This is a genomic window from Sphaerisporangium viridialbum (genome assembly GCF_049674955.1).
GTDB lineage: Bacteria > Actinomycetota > Actinomycetes > Streptosporangiales > Streptosporangiaceae > Sphaerisporangium > Sphaerisporangium viridialbum.
The window spans coordinates 8,679,787-8,693,043 of sequence record NZ_CP187232.1 but is presented as its reverse complement, the minus strand read 5'-3'; the positions used below and the strand labels follow the sequence as shown (position 1 = coordinate 8,693,043).

Genomic DNA, 13,257 nt, shown 5'->3' with positions numbered 1-13,257 from the left:
CGTCACGAACAGGAAGAGCCGGAACGCCGAAATTATCGGTGACGGAACGTGCCCAACCGGTTTCGCGAAGTGGCCCAGAGGTCGTACCCTCCCATAGTGACCTCTTGGGGGTTTACTTGCCTATGACGGACCCATCCGACACGCGCGACACCGCACCTCGGCCCTTCTCCCCGCTCTGGACCTACCTGACCGGGGTCGCCACCGCCGGGCTGGTGGCGCTGCTCGTCGCGGAGTTTCGGCTCGGTTTCAGCGAGCTGGCCGCACTCACGCGCACCCCGCTGTTCTGGGTGCTCGTGGTGCTGGTCGTGCTGGGAGAGCTGCGGCCGATCGTGGTCTCCACCTCGCGCCTGGCCGGTGGCACGGCCACCTCGACGCTGTTCACCTTCGCCGTGCTGCTGTACCACGGCCTGTCGGTGGCGGTGCTGATCCACTCGCTCGGGCTGGTCGTCAACGGCCTCTCGCACCACAGGGCCTGGCACCGCACGGTGTTCAACGTCGCGCAGGTCTCGCTGGCCTCCACCGCGGCGGCGGTCGTGCTCGCGGCCTTCGGGCACCATCCCAATCCGGCCACGCCCTGGGTGCCGGAGGGCACCGACATAACGGCGGTCGCGCTCGCGGCCGTGGCCTACTTCGTCGTGCGCGGCGTCCTGGTCTGCGGGGCCGTGGCGCTGCACGAGCGCAGGCCGCTGCTCCGGGTGGTCCGCACCACGATCGGGCACCAGAGCCTCGTCTACACCGCGCTTCTCGGGCTCGCCCCGCCGGTCGTGGTCGTCATGAGCCACTCGCCCGCCCTGGTCCCCCTGTTCGTCGCCCCCCTGGCCACGATGTACTTCACCGCCTCGCTGTCGGTGCGCCGCGACCACCAGGCCATGCACGACGGGCTCACCGCCCTTCCCAACCGCAAGCTGCTGATCCTTCGTACCGAGGAGGCGCTGGCCGAGGCGCGCGAGGACGTGCGGGTGGGCCTGCTCCTGCTCGACCTCGACCGGTTCAAGGAGGTCAACGACACCCTCGGCCACCCCGTGGGCGACCGGTTGTTGCAGATCGTCGCGCACCGGCTCACCCACAGCGTGCGGCCGGGCGACGTCGTGGCGCGGCTCGGGGGAGACGAGTTCGCCGTGCTCCTGCCGACCGTGCGCGACGCCGTCGCCGCCCGCGAGGTGGCCGCCCGGCTGAGGGCCGCGCTCACCCAGCCCGTACGGCTGGAGGGCATGACCTTCGACCTGGACGCCTCGGTCGGCATCGCGCTGTACCCCGACCACGCGCCCGACTTCGAGCTGCTCCTCCAGCGGTCCGATGTCGCGATGTACTTCGCCAAGGAGGGCCGCACCGGGGTCGAGGTCTACCTCGCGGAGAAGGACCGCAACTCGCCCGAGCGGCTCAACCTCCTCGGCGACCTGCGCAGGGCCGTCGGCGGGAGCGAGCTGGAGCTGCACTACCAGCCCAAGGTCAGCCTCTCGTCGGGCGCGGTGCAGGGCGTCGAGGCGCTGCTGCGGTGGTGGCATCCCGACCGGGGGCCGGTGTCCCCGGCCGACTTCATCCCGCTGGCCGAGCAGTCGTACCTCATGCGCCAGATCACCGAGCACGTGATCGACGCCGCGCTGGAGCAGTCGGCCTACTGGTGGCACTCCGGGCTCAAGGTGCCGATCTCGGTCAACGTGTCGGCCCGCGACCTGCTCGACTCGGCGCTCCCCGACCAGCTGGAGGCGGGGCTCGACCGCCTGCGGCTTCCCGCCGAGGCGATCCAGCTGGAGGTGACCGAGCGCATCCTGATGACCGACCAGGCCTACACCTCCGACTCGTTGCACGCGCTGGTCGCGCTCGGGATCCCGCTCGCGCTCGACGACTTCGGCACCGGCTACTCCTCGCTGGTACGGCTCCAGCGCCTCCCGGTGTGCGAGGTGAAGATCGACGGGTCGTTCGTCCAGCGGCTCGGGAAGTCGGTGGACGACGAGCGCATCGTCCGCTCGATCGTCGACCTCGTGCGCTCGCTCGGCCTGCGGTCGGTGGCCGAGGGCGTGGAGAACGAGGAGGTGGCCCAGCGCCTTCGCGACATGGGCTGCGACTCGGGCCAGGGATGGCGGTTCGCCGAGCCGATGCCCGCCTCGGAGACCACCGCCTGGCTCCGCGAGCGGCTCTGCGAGCCGTCGTACGGCAGGTGCGAGTCCGCCGAGGTCACGACCCTTTAGGGCCCCGGTCAGGCGGGTGCGGGCGTGGAGATCCCCGGCGACGGGGGGCCCACGGACGTCCGACGCGCTCATGGCCTCGGAGAACCATGGTTAATGGTTCGGCCACGTTCGGTCACTCGCCCTAGGATGACACTGTCCAATTGCCATCCATGAAACGGGTTAACGACTCATGTCCGCCATAACCCGCGACGAGGTCGCTCACCTCGCCCGGTTGTCCCGGCTGGCGCTGGCCGACACCGAGCTCGACCACTACGCCGCGCAGCTCGATGTCATCATCGGCGCGGTCGCTCGCGTCGCCGAGGTCGCCACCGACGACGTGCCGCCGTCCTCACACGCGTTGCCGCTGACGAACGTCTACCGTCCCGACGAGGCACGGCCCAGCCTGACGCCGCAGCAGGCGCTGGCGGCCGCTCCGGCCGTCGAGGACGACCGTTTCCGCGTCCCGCGCATCCTCGGGGAGGAGGCATGAGCCTCACCCGCAAGACCGCGGCCGAGCTGGGCGCCCTGATGGCCGCCGGCGAGGTCTCCGCCGTCGAGGTGACCCAGGCGCACCTCGACCGCATCGCCGAGGTCGAGCCCAAGGTCAACGCCTTCCTGCACGTGGCCACCGAGTCGGCGCTGGAGCAGGCCCGCGCGGTGGACGCCAGGCGCGCCGCCGGCGAGGAGCTCGGCCCCCTCGCGGGCGTCCCGATCGCGCACAAGGACGTCTTCACGACCAAGGACATGCCGACCACCGCCGGGTCGAAGATCCTCGAAGGCTACCGCCCGCCGTACGACGCGACGGTCACCGCGCGCCTGCGCGAGGCCGGCCTGGTGATCCTCGGCAAGACCAACCTCGACGAGTTCGCGATGGGCTCCTCCACCGAGAACTCCGCGTACGGCACGACGCGCAACCCGTGGGACCTCGGCCGGATCCCGGGCGGCTCCTCGGGCGGTTCGAGCGCCGCCGTGGCCTCCTACCAGGCCCCGCTGTCCACCGGCACCGACACGGGCGGCTCGATCCGCCAGCCCGCCGCCGTCACCGGCATCGTCGGCATGAAGCCCACCTACGGCGGTTCCTCCCGGTACGGGGTGATCGCCTTCGCCTCGTCGCTCGACACGCCGGGCCCGTTCGCCCGCAACGTGCTCGACGCGGCGCTGTTGCACGAGGCGTTCTCCGGCCACGACAACATGGACTCCACCTCGATCCACGAGGCGGTGCCGCCGGTCGTCGAGGCCGCGCGCCGCGGCGACGTCGCCGGGCTGCGCGTCGGGGTGGTCAAGGAGTTCGGGGGCGAGGGTTACCAGCCGGGTGTGCTGGCCCGCTTCCAGGAGGCCGTGGAGCTGCTGGAGTCCCTTGGCGCCAAGGTGGTCGAGGTCTCCTGCCCGAGCTTCACCTACGCGCTCCCCGCCTACTACCTCATCGCCCCGTCCGAGGCCTCGTCCAACCTGGCCAGGTTCGACGGCATGCGATACGGGCTGCGCGTCGGCGACGACGGCACCCGCAGCGCCGAGGAGGTCATGGCGCTGACCAGGGCGGCCGGCTTCGGCCCCGAGGTCAAGCGGCGCATCATGATCGGCACCTACGCGCTGTCGAGCGGCTACTACGACGCCTACTACGGCTCGGCCCAGAAGGTCCGCACGCTGATCTCGCGCGACTTCGAGGCCGCCTTCCACCAGGTGGACGTCCTGGTCTCGCCGACCACGCCCACCACCGCGTTCCCGATCGGCGAGCGTGCCGACGACCCGATGGCGATGTACCTCGCCGACCTGTGCACCATCCCCGCCAACCTGGCGGGCAACGCCGCCATCTCCGTGCCGTGCGGCCTCGCCGAGGAGGACGGCCTTCCCGTCGGCCTCCAGATCATGGCCCCGGTCCTCGGCGACGACCGCTGCTACCGCGTGGGCGCCGCCGTGGAAAAGGCCTTCGAGAACCGCTGGGGCGGCCCGCTGCTGAAGGAGGCTCCGTCCCTGTGACCACCACTCACACCGTCATGCCGTACGACGAGGCGCTTGAGCGTTTCGAGCCGGTGATCGGCCTGGAGACCCACGTCGAGCTGGGCACGACGTCCAAGATGTTCTGCGGGTGCCCGACCACGTTCGGGGCGCCGGCGAACACCCACGTCTGCCCGGTCTGCCTCGCGCTGCCCGGCGCGCTGCCGGTGGCGAACGACAAGGCCATCGAGTCGACGATCCGCATCGGCCTGGCGCTGAACTGCACCATCGCCGAGTGGTGCCGCTTCGCCCGGAAGAACTACTTCTATCCGGACATGCCGAAGAACTACCAGATCAGCCAGTACGACGAGCCCCTGTGCGTCAACGGCTACCTCGACGTCGAGGTGGGCGGCGAGACGGTCAGGGTGGAGATCGAGCGGGTCCACCTGGAGGAGGACACCGGCAAGTCCACGCACGTGGGCGGTGCCACGGGCCGCATCCAGGGCGCCGACTACTCGATCGTCGACTACAACCGGGCGGGCATCCCCCTGGTCGAGATCGTCACCAAGCCGGTGGAGGGCACCGACCGGCTCGCGCCCGAGGTCGCGAAGGCGTACGTCACCGAGCTGCGCGAGGTGATGCGCACTCTGGGCGTGTCCGACGTGCGCATGGAGGAGGGCTCCATGCGGTGCGACGTCAACGTCTCGCTCATGCCCCGGGGTACGAGCGTGTGGGGCACCCGCACCGAGACCAAGAACGTCAACTCCCTGCGAAGCGTCGAGCGGGCGGTGCGCGGCGAGATCGAGCGCCAGGCGGCGATCCTCGCCGACGGCGGCAGGATCATCCAGGAGACCCGCCACTTCCACGAGGACACCGGCGTCACCACGTCGGGCCGTTCGAAGGAGGAGGCGCAGGACTACCGCTACTTCCCCGAGCCCGACCTGCTGCCGATCGCGCCGGCCCCCGAGTGGGTCGACGAGCTGCGAGCCGAGCTTCCCGAGCTGCCGACCGTGCGGCGCAGGCGGCTCCAGGCCGAGTGGGGCGTCTCCGACCTCGACATGGCGGCGATGCACAACGCCGACGCCATCGGCCTGGTCGAGGCCACCGTCACGGCGGGCGTGCCCGCGGCCGACGCGCGCAAGTGGTGGATGGGCGAGCTGGCCCGGCGCGCCAACGAGGCCGGCACCTCGCTCGCCGACCTGCCGATCACCCCCGCGCAGATCGTCCGGGTGGTCGAGCTGGTGGCGTCCGGGGCACTGAACGACAAGCTGGCCCGCCAGGTGCTCGAAGGCGTGCTCGCGGGGGAGGGCTCCCCCGACGAGGTCGTCGAGGCGCGGGGCCTGCGCATCGTCAGCGACGAGGGCGAGCTGTCCTCGATCATCGACCAGGTGCTCGCCTCGAACGCCGACGCGGCCGACAAGGTGCGCTCCGGCAAGATCGCCGCGGTGGGCGCGCTGGTCGGCGGCGTGATGAAGGCCAGTAGGGGCAAGGCCGACGCCGGCCGTGCCCGCGAGCTGATCCTGGAGAAGCTCGGCGTGTCCGAGTAGCACCCCGGCCACCCCCGGCCGTACGAGCAGGCGCCACGGGCTCCGCGAGCGTTCGCGGGGCCCGTCGTGCTGTCCGGGGCCCGTCGTACTTGGTACGTGTTTCAAGTGTGAAATGTCGGTACGTGGGACTGGATTCATCCGGAGATGTAGAGGAATTTGCGAGTGGTGTTGGTTTAGGGTGATGCGGGGGAATCGGTACGGAGCGGGAGGAGACGAGGGCGTGCGGAACGCCGGAGCGTCCATCGACCCGCCGCCCGACCCGTTCGCGGCGGTGCGTCCGGACTCCCCCGTCGCATTGCCCGTCGACCGCCAGTATTCGAAGGACAGCACTCCCGCGCGCCCCCCCGGCGGACGCAAGAAGCTCCCCCCAGGGGTCTCGCCCCTCCCGCCCGGCGTGTCGCCCGACCTCTTCACGCAGACACCGCCCTCCGGCATCGGCGGGCAGTCGGGCCAGTCGGTGACGCTGCCGCCTCCCGCGCCCCCGGCCGAGCCGTGGCCCATGACCGCGAGCGCGCGGGTGCGCCGCGCCGACGACGTGGCGGTCGAGCCCTCTGTCGTCATCGTGCCGGAGCCGCAGGAGACCCGGAGCAGGTTACGCGTCTTCCTGATCCTCACGGGCGGGCTCGCCTTCCTCTTCCTACTGGCCTACGCGATCCCCGCCACGTACATGTGGGGCAGGGTGCTGCCCGGCACGCACGTGGCGGACGTGCACATCGGCAACCTGACCGAGACCGAGGCGATCGACCGCATCCACCAGCGTTTCGACGGGAACGACCAGGAAGCCGTCGGCCTCATGCTGAACGGTCGGCGGGTCGGAGTGCTCGACCCGCGCGACGCGGGGCTGACCATCGACGTGGAGGCCACGGTCGCCGACGCGAAGACCGGGTTCCCGAGCCCCCTCGCCGTCTGGCAGGCGCTCACCGGAGATCGCGATCTGCCGCTGCGGATCTCGCTGAACCCCGTCAAGCTCAGCCAGCGCGTACGCAAGATCGCCAAGGGCGTCGACCGGCCCGCCCGCGAGGGGGCGATCGTCTACAAGGGCACCACCCCGCAGGTCGTCCACCCCAAGGAGGGCGTGGTCCTCGACCAGCGGGCCACGGGTGAGGCGATCAAGCGGGCCTTCGTGAACGCCCCGGCCACGGTGTCGCTGCCGGTGACCCCGGTACGGCCGAGGGCGGGCAAGGCCGAGTTCGACGGCGCGGTCGAAGTGGCGCGCCGGGCGGTGTCGGCGCCGATCATCCTGGCGAACGGCAGCAGGCGGGTACGCCTGTCCGCGCCGGCCATCGCCGCCCACCTGAGCTTCGCGGCCGACGAGCGCGGGGTGGTGCGGCCCCGGTTCGACGCCTGGAAGGCCGTCAACGGCCTTTCGACCAGGCTCGTCGGCGTCGCGGAGACGCCGCGCGAGGCGGGGTTCGTCATCGAGAACGGCGCGCCGAAGCTCGTGCACGCCCGCACGGGCAAGGGCGTGGACGCCGCCAAGCTCGCCGCCGCGGTGGCCGGCGTGGTCACCGGGGGCGGGAGCCGCACCATCCCGGTGTCCCTCGCCATCACTCAGCCCGTCCTCACCGACGAGTACGCCATGAAGCTCGGTGTGAAGGAGCAGATCGGCTTCTTCACGACGTACTTCCCATGCTGCGCCGCCAGGGTGACCAACATCCAGAAGGCCGCCGACCTCGTGGACGGCCGGTTGGTGAAGCCGGGGGAGACGTTCTCGCTGAACGAGGCCGTCGGGAAGCCCGACGCCGCGCGCGGGTTCGTCCCGGCGCAGTCCATCGACGACGACCGCCTGGTCATCGCCCTGGGCGGCGGTATCTCGCAGTTCGCGACCACCATGTACAACGCGACCTTCTACGCCGGGATGGAGGAGATCGAGCGCACCGCGCACGCGTTCTACGTCTCGCGCTATCCCGCCGGGCGGGACGCGGCGGTGTCGTACCCCGACACGGACCTGCGATGGAGGAACGACACGGAGTACGGCGTGCTGATCAAGACCTCGTACAGCAGTACCTCCGTGACCGTGACCCTGTGGAGCACGAAGAAGTACGACCGCATCGAGGCCGAGACGACCGAGCGCTCCAGCGCGACCCAGCCCGAGAGCAGGTCCGACAGCGACCCCGGTTGCCTTCCGATGGAGGGCGGCCCCGGCTTCACCGTCACGGTCACCCGGGTCTTCTACAAGGACGACGAGGCCTTCAAGCGCGACCGGCAGGAGACCACGGTCTACAAGCCGCAGGACAAGGTCACCTGCGCGCAGGCGCGGCCGTCCTCGACGAGCGGTACGTCCGGGCGAGGAAGTTCCAGCGAGGACACCGGCGAGGACACCGGCGGGAACGCCGGCGGGGACATCAGCGTGGACATCGGCGTGGAGCCCCTGCCGGGGTGACCGCCCGGGTCAGCTCATGGGGATGACCAGGATGCGGTCGTCGCCCTTCTTGGGGGAGCCGCGCCCGTCCTTGTTGCTGGTGGACACGTACAGGTTGCCGTCCGGCGCCGCCGCGACGGCCCGCAGCCGGCCGTACTCGCCCTCGTACCGGGGAATGGGCCTGCCCGCCTGGCCGGAGGGGGACAGCGGGATCTGCCACAGCCGGGTGCCGCGCAGCGCGGCCACCCACAGCGACCCGCCCGCATAGGCCATGCCGGACGGGGACGACTCGTCGGTGGACCAGGTCAGCAGGGGGTCGACGTACTCGTCCCGGCCGCCGAAGCCCTCCACGGTGGGCCAGCCGTAGTTCTTGCCCTTCTTGATCAGGTTGACCTCGTCGTAGGTGTTCTGGCCGAACTCCGAGGCGTACATGCGGCCGGAGGGGTCCCAGGCCATGCCCTGGACGTTGCGGTGGCCGTAGCTCCAGATCACGTTCTGGAACGGGTTGCCGGGGGCGGCCTTCCCGTCGGGGGTCATGCGCAGGATCTTGCCGCCCAGCGAGCCGAGGGCCTGGGCGAGGGGACGGTCGCCGGTCTCGCCCGTCGAGGCGTAAAGGTACCCGTCGGGGCCGAACGCGAGCCGCCCGCCGTTGTGGATGCCGCCCTTGGGTATGCCGCTGAGGATCGTCTCCGGGTCCTTCAGGCCGCCGTCGTAGCGGTAGCGCACGATGCGGTTCTCGGTCGCCGCCGTGAAGTACACGAAGATGTGGTGATCCCGCGTGAACTTCGGGGACACCGCGACGCCGAGCAGGCCGCCCTCCCCGCTCGGGGACACGCCCTCCACGACCCCCACCGGGCTCGTCTTCCCGGCCGGGGTCACCCGTAGCAGGCGCGCGGAGTCGCGCTCGGTGACCAGCGCGTCGCCGCCCGGCAGGAACGCGATCGCCCACGGCACGGTCAGGCCCTCGACGAGCGTGCGGGGCGTCGCGGGCTCCTGCTGGGGAAGGGCGCTGGCCAGCGGGGACGGCGTGCCGCCCTCCTCGCCTCCACCGCGCGCCGCCGTACCGGGGGTGCACCCGGCGACCAGGGCGGCGGCCGTGATCGCGGCGAACGCCCGTCCGGCGACCGTGGCACGCCGAAGTGCGGTCCTGCGCGTGGCCCGGGGCCCGCCATCGATGGGACAAAAGGTTCGGTTCGCCATTATTGGACCTCCTCCGTGACTCCATACTGGTCCCGGCGCCGCCAGGTTCCCGGCCCAGTAGGGGATCGTTAGGCTTAACGGTCATGAAGATTTGGGCTCCCTCGCAGGCCATCGTCGAAGTTCTGACCGATCTGCCCGACGTGGACTGCGTCCTCTACGACGGTGGCCCGCGGCCGCCGGAGGGGGCCGAGGAGGTCGAGGTCTGGGTGCCCCCGCTGGTGCCGCCGCGCCAGACCCCGGAGCTTCTGGGCCGCATGGCGAAGCTGCGCCTCCTGCAGACCGTGACGGCGGGCGTGGAGGCCTACCGCCCGCACCTGCCCGACGGGGTCATCCTGTGCAACGCCCGGGGAGTGCACGAGGCGGGCACGGCCGAGTGGGCCGTGGGAGCGATGATCGCGGTGCTTCGCGACTTCCCCGGCTTCACCGACGCCCAGCGGCGCGGCGAGTGGGCGTACCGCTACACCGGAGTGCTGGCCGACGCCACCGTGCTGATCATCGGGTACGGCTCCATCGGCCAGGCCCTGGAGCGCCGCCTCGACGGGTTCGAGGTCGACGTCGTCCGGGTGGCGAGGACCGCCCGTGAGGGCGTCCACGGGGAGGACGAGCTTCCCGCCCTGCTGCCCGAGGCCGACGTGGTGGTGCTGCTGGTGCCCTCCACCCCGGGCACGGCGGGCATGGTGGACGCCGCGTTCCTCGCGAGGATGAAGGACGGCGCCGTGCTGGTCAACGCTGCCAGGGGCCCCGTGGTCGACACCGGCGCGCTCGTCGCCGAGCTCCAGCGGGGCCGCGTCCGCGCCGCACTGGACGTGACCGACCCCGAGCCCCTTCCCGAGGGGCATCCCCTGTGGACGGCTCCCGGGGTCTTCATCACGCCCCACGTGGCGGGCAGCACACCCGCCTCGATCCGGCGGGCGCGCAGGCTCGTACGGTCTCAGATGTTGAGATATATGTCCGGGGAACCACTGAACAACGTGATCACGGGGTCCTACTGACATGCTTGACACGTCTTCCTGACTCGGACCGATAGGAAAGCAAACCCAGACCGTGGCTGCCTCGTGACCTCGACTGCGTACGGTGAAACTCACCGCGCGAACCGCTGGAAGGCACCACGGCGGTTATCAGATCGGTGACGACTCAGCGGTTGTCGCCCCTCCCGCCGCCGGGCGGGCGCGACACTGGCGACGTGACAGGGATGAGCCGTATGGGCGACGACGTTGAACGGCCTTCGTGACCCGAGGGTCCCGTTGACCGCCGCCGCCGGCCTCGGCGCGGTGGGCCTCGCGGCTGCCCTTCTCGTCAGCGGGTCCTACTCCGTCGTCACCGCGATCGCGGGGGTGGTGGCGGGGCTTCTCGCCGCCTTCTCGCTCCTCGTGACGGCGGTGCGGGCCACCCCGCGTCCCCAGTCCTCCTCGTGGCGCTGGCTCACCGGCGGGTCGATCACCTGGCTCGCGGGTGTCGGCCTGCGGCCGATCGCCGAGGGCACGCCCTTCGTGCTGACCTTCGCCGACGTCCTGCTGCTCGTGGGCACCCTGCTGCTCGCCATCGGGTGCGGCGTCAGCGTGGGACGGCCCGCGTACGGCAGGTCGGTGCTCCACTACGTCTCCATCGCGTACATCAGCGCCGCTTCCCTCTCCGTGATCTGCTGGATCGTGCTGCTCGGGCCGGCCTACGCCAAGGCCGAGGAGCCGGGCACGCTGGCCCTGCCCGTGGTGTGCCTGCTCACGACCTGCGCCGTGGCCCCGGCCGTGCTGGCCGCGCGCTCAGGCGGCAGGCGGGTCGGCACGGCGGCCTTCGTCGTGCTCGTGGCGATCACCGTCGGTGAGCTCGCCACGGCGGTCGGGCGGCTGACCGTGGGAGGCACCCCGCCGCTCATCGCGGGCATGGTGGCCCCCGTCGCCTTCCTGCTGCTCGCCGCCATGCCCTGGGCGAACCGCGGCGGCACCAAGCCGGTGCGGTCCACTCCCTCCGCCGTGGTCGACGGCGCGCCGCTCGCCCTGGCGGGCGTCGCCGCCGTCGTCCTGGTCGTACGCGTGCTGGCGGGTCCGCTGGACGATCCGGTGGCGGTGCTGCCGATCGTTGGCGGCTCGGTCGTGTTCGTGCTGCTCGCCCGGGTGTTCGTGATGGCCCTTGAGACCGCGAGCATGCGCGGCACCGTGGAGTCCGGCGAGCGCCGGCTCATCCACCTGGCCGAGAGCGCCGGAGACGTCGTCCTGGTCTGCGACCACGACGGGGTCGTCCGCGAGATGGGGTCAGGGGTCGAGGCGCTGTACGGCTACAGCCCGCAGGAGCTGATCGGCACCTCCATCCTCGACTACGTGCACTCGGAGGACTCGCCCGCCGTCCAGGCGGCGCTGCGGGCGATGACGGCCGACGAGGAGCCCTCCGGCGACCGCCAGGGCGCCTGCAGGGTCTCCTGCCGGGTGCGCGCGGCCGACGGCACCTGGCGGCCCGCGGAGTCCGTCGCCACCCGGCACCCGCACGAGGGCGAGGACCTCGTCCTGATCTCCACGCGCGACGTCAGCGACCAGGTGGCGCTGCGCAACCAGGTCGCCCACCTGACCTTCCACGACGGCGTGACCGGCCTGCCCAACCGCGCCTACTTCGAGGAGCGCACCCGCGAGGTGCTCGCCCGCAGGGGCACGGGGCGCACGGCCGTGGTCTTCGTCGACCTCGACGGGTTCACCGGGGTCAACGACTCCGTGGGCCACGCCAGCGGCGACTACCTGCTCAGCCAGGCCGCCCGGCGGCTGCGCGCGGCCGTACGGGCGGACGACACGCTGGCTCGCTGGGGCGGCGACGAGTTCGCGGTGCTCCTGGAGTCCGGCAGCTCGGGCGGGTCCGCGTCGGGCGGCTCGGGCACGGCCGACGCGCAGACCGCCATCGACCTCGCCGAGCGGCTGGTGCGCGCGGTGTCCTCCGAGCCCTTCAGGGTCGCCGACCGCGACATCGCGCTGACCGCCAGCGTCGGGGTGGCGTTCGCCGAGGACGGCGTCCCGGCGGGCGACCTCATCCGCAACGCCGACGTGGCGATGGCGAGGGCCAAGGAGCTCGGCGGGCGCCGCGTCGAGGTGTTCGCCGCCCACATGCACGCCGACGTCGTACGGCGGCTCGAGCTCGCCGCCGACCTCCAGCGGGCCCTCCTCGCCAACCAGTTCGCCGTGGAGTACCAGCCGGTGGTCGACCTCGCGACGTCCCGGGTGACGGCGGTGGAGGCCCTGGTGCGCTGGTGGCGCGGGAGCACGTTCGTCCCTCCCCAGCAGTTCCTCGGCGCCGCGGAGGACACCGGCCTGATCGTCCCCCTGAGCGAGTGGATCCTGCGGGAGGCCTGCCGCGAGGTGGCCAACTGGCGGGCGTCGTCGTGGGACATCGGGCTCTCGCTCAACCTCTCCAGCCGCCAGATCACCGCCCCCCGGTTCGTGGAGACCGTCGAGGCGGCCCTGGCCGAGAGCGGCCTGCCCGCGAGCGCCCTGACGCTTGAGGTCATCGAGGAGATGCTCGTCGAGGACGCCGAGGAGATCATCAACCGCCTGTCGGAGCTGCGCGCCCTCGGCGTGCGGCTCGCGATCGACGACTTCGGCACCGGGTACGCCTCCCTCGCCCTGCTCCGCAGGCTTCCCGTCGACATGATCAAGATTGATCCGTCGTTCGTGTCGGGTCTGGGCCGCGATGAGACGCTCACGCTGCTGACCCGCACGATCGTGCGGCTCGGCCACGACCTCGGCCTGATCGTCGTCGCCGAGGGCATCGAACGTCCCGAGCAGCTGGAGCTCCTGCGCGAGATGGGCTGCACCCGAGGTCAGGGCTATCTGGTGGCCAGGCCCATGGCGGCGAGGGGGGTCGACTCGCTGATGCGCACGAGTCTGTCGCCACTCCAGAACACCGCTTAGCATCTCCGCCCGACATCCCATATGGTGAGACATGTGTCCGGGGATTTGACACGTCGGATGTGTCAGGGGCTATCGTTGCGGCATGCGTATCACTGGGGACCTCATCGCCGGGCTCTCGCGAGCCTGGTTTGACGGTGTAGTACTTCGCCGGCGCGCGG

8 protein-coding genes are annotated in these 13,257 nt (G+C 71.5%); 7 read left to right on the top strand and 1 reads right to left on the bottom strand.

Going from position 1 to position 13,257, the window contains the following annotated elements; all coding sequences use genetic code 11:
* Positions 1 to 122 precede the first annotated feature (122 nt).
* From ACOZ38_RS39125 to ACOZ38_RS39105, 5 genes are all read left to right on the top strand, one after another.
* Complete coding sequence (locus ACOZ38_RS39125) at positions 123 to 2,189, top strand: putative bifunctional diguanylate cyclase/phosphodiesterase (RefSeq protein WP_424535966.1); 2,067 nt, start codon at positions 123 to 125, stop codon at positions 2,187 to 2,189.
* 169 nt (positions 2,190 to 2,358) lie between these two features.
* Complete coding sequence (gatC, locus tag ACOZ38_RS39120; protein ID WP_405141212.1) at positions 2,359 to 2,658, top strand: Asp-tRNA(Asn)/Glu-tRNA(Gln) amidotransferase subunit GatC; 300 nt, start codon at positions 2,359 to 2,361, stop codon at positions 2,656 to 2,658.
* On the top strand, positions 2,655 to 4,145 hold the full coding sequence (gene gatA / locus ACOZ38_RS39115) for an Asp-tRNA(Asn)/Glu-tRNA(Gln) amidotransferase subunit GatA (protein WP_424535965.1): 1,491 nt from the start codon (positions 2,655 to 2,657) through the stop codon (positions 4,143 to 4,145). The genes gatC and gatA overlap by 4 nt, the downstream gene beginning before the upstream one ends.
* On the top strand, positions 4,106 to 5,650 hold the full coding sequence (gene gatB, locus ACOZ38_RS39110; protein ID WP_405152158.1) for an Asp-tRNA(Asn)/Glu-tRNA(Gln) amidotransferase subunit GatB: 1,545 nt from the start codon (positions 4,106 to 4,108) through the stop codon (positions 5,648 to 5,650). The genes gatA and gatB overlap by 40 nt, the downstream gene beginning before the upstream one ends.
* Positions 5,651 to 5,870: 220 nt before the next feature.
* Positions 5,871 to 8,033: a VanW family protein gene (locus tag ACOZ38_RS39105; protein WP_424535964.1), complete on the top strand. Its 2,163-nt coding sequence runs from the start codon at positions 5,871 to 5,873 to the stop codon at positions 8,031 to 8,033.
* Between the two features lie 9 nt (positions 8,034 to 8,042).
* On the opposite strand, the gene ACOZ38_RS39100 is transcribed toward ACOZ38_RS39105, so the two are convergent.
* Positions 8,043 to 9,212 (bottom strand): PQQ-dependent sugar dehydrogenase, encoded by a 1,170-nt coding sequence (locus ACOZ38_RS39100; protein WP_424535963.1) that lies wholly within the window; start codon positions 9,210 to 9,212, stop codon positions 8,043 to 8,045.
* 83 nt (positions 9,213 to 9,295) lie between these two features.
* Here ACOZ38_RS39100 and ACOZ38_RS39095 point away from each other — a divergent pair, with 83 nt between their 5' ends.
* Positions 9,296 to 10,204: a 2-hydroxyacid dehydrogenase gene (locus tag ACOZ38_RS39095; RefSeq protein WP_424535962.1), complete on the top strand. Its 909-nt coding sequence runs from the start codon at positions 9,296 to 9,298 to the stop codon at positions 10,202 to 10,204.
* A gap of 222 nt (positions 10,205 to 10,426) precedes the next feature.
* Complete coding sequence (locus ACOZ38_RS39090) at positions 10,427 to 13,099, top strand: EAL domain-containing protein (protein ID WP_424535961.1); 2,673 nt, start codon at positions 10,427 to 10,429, stop codon at positions 13,097 to 13,099.
* Positions 13,100 to 13,257 lie beyond the last annotated feature (158 nt).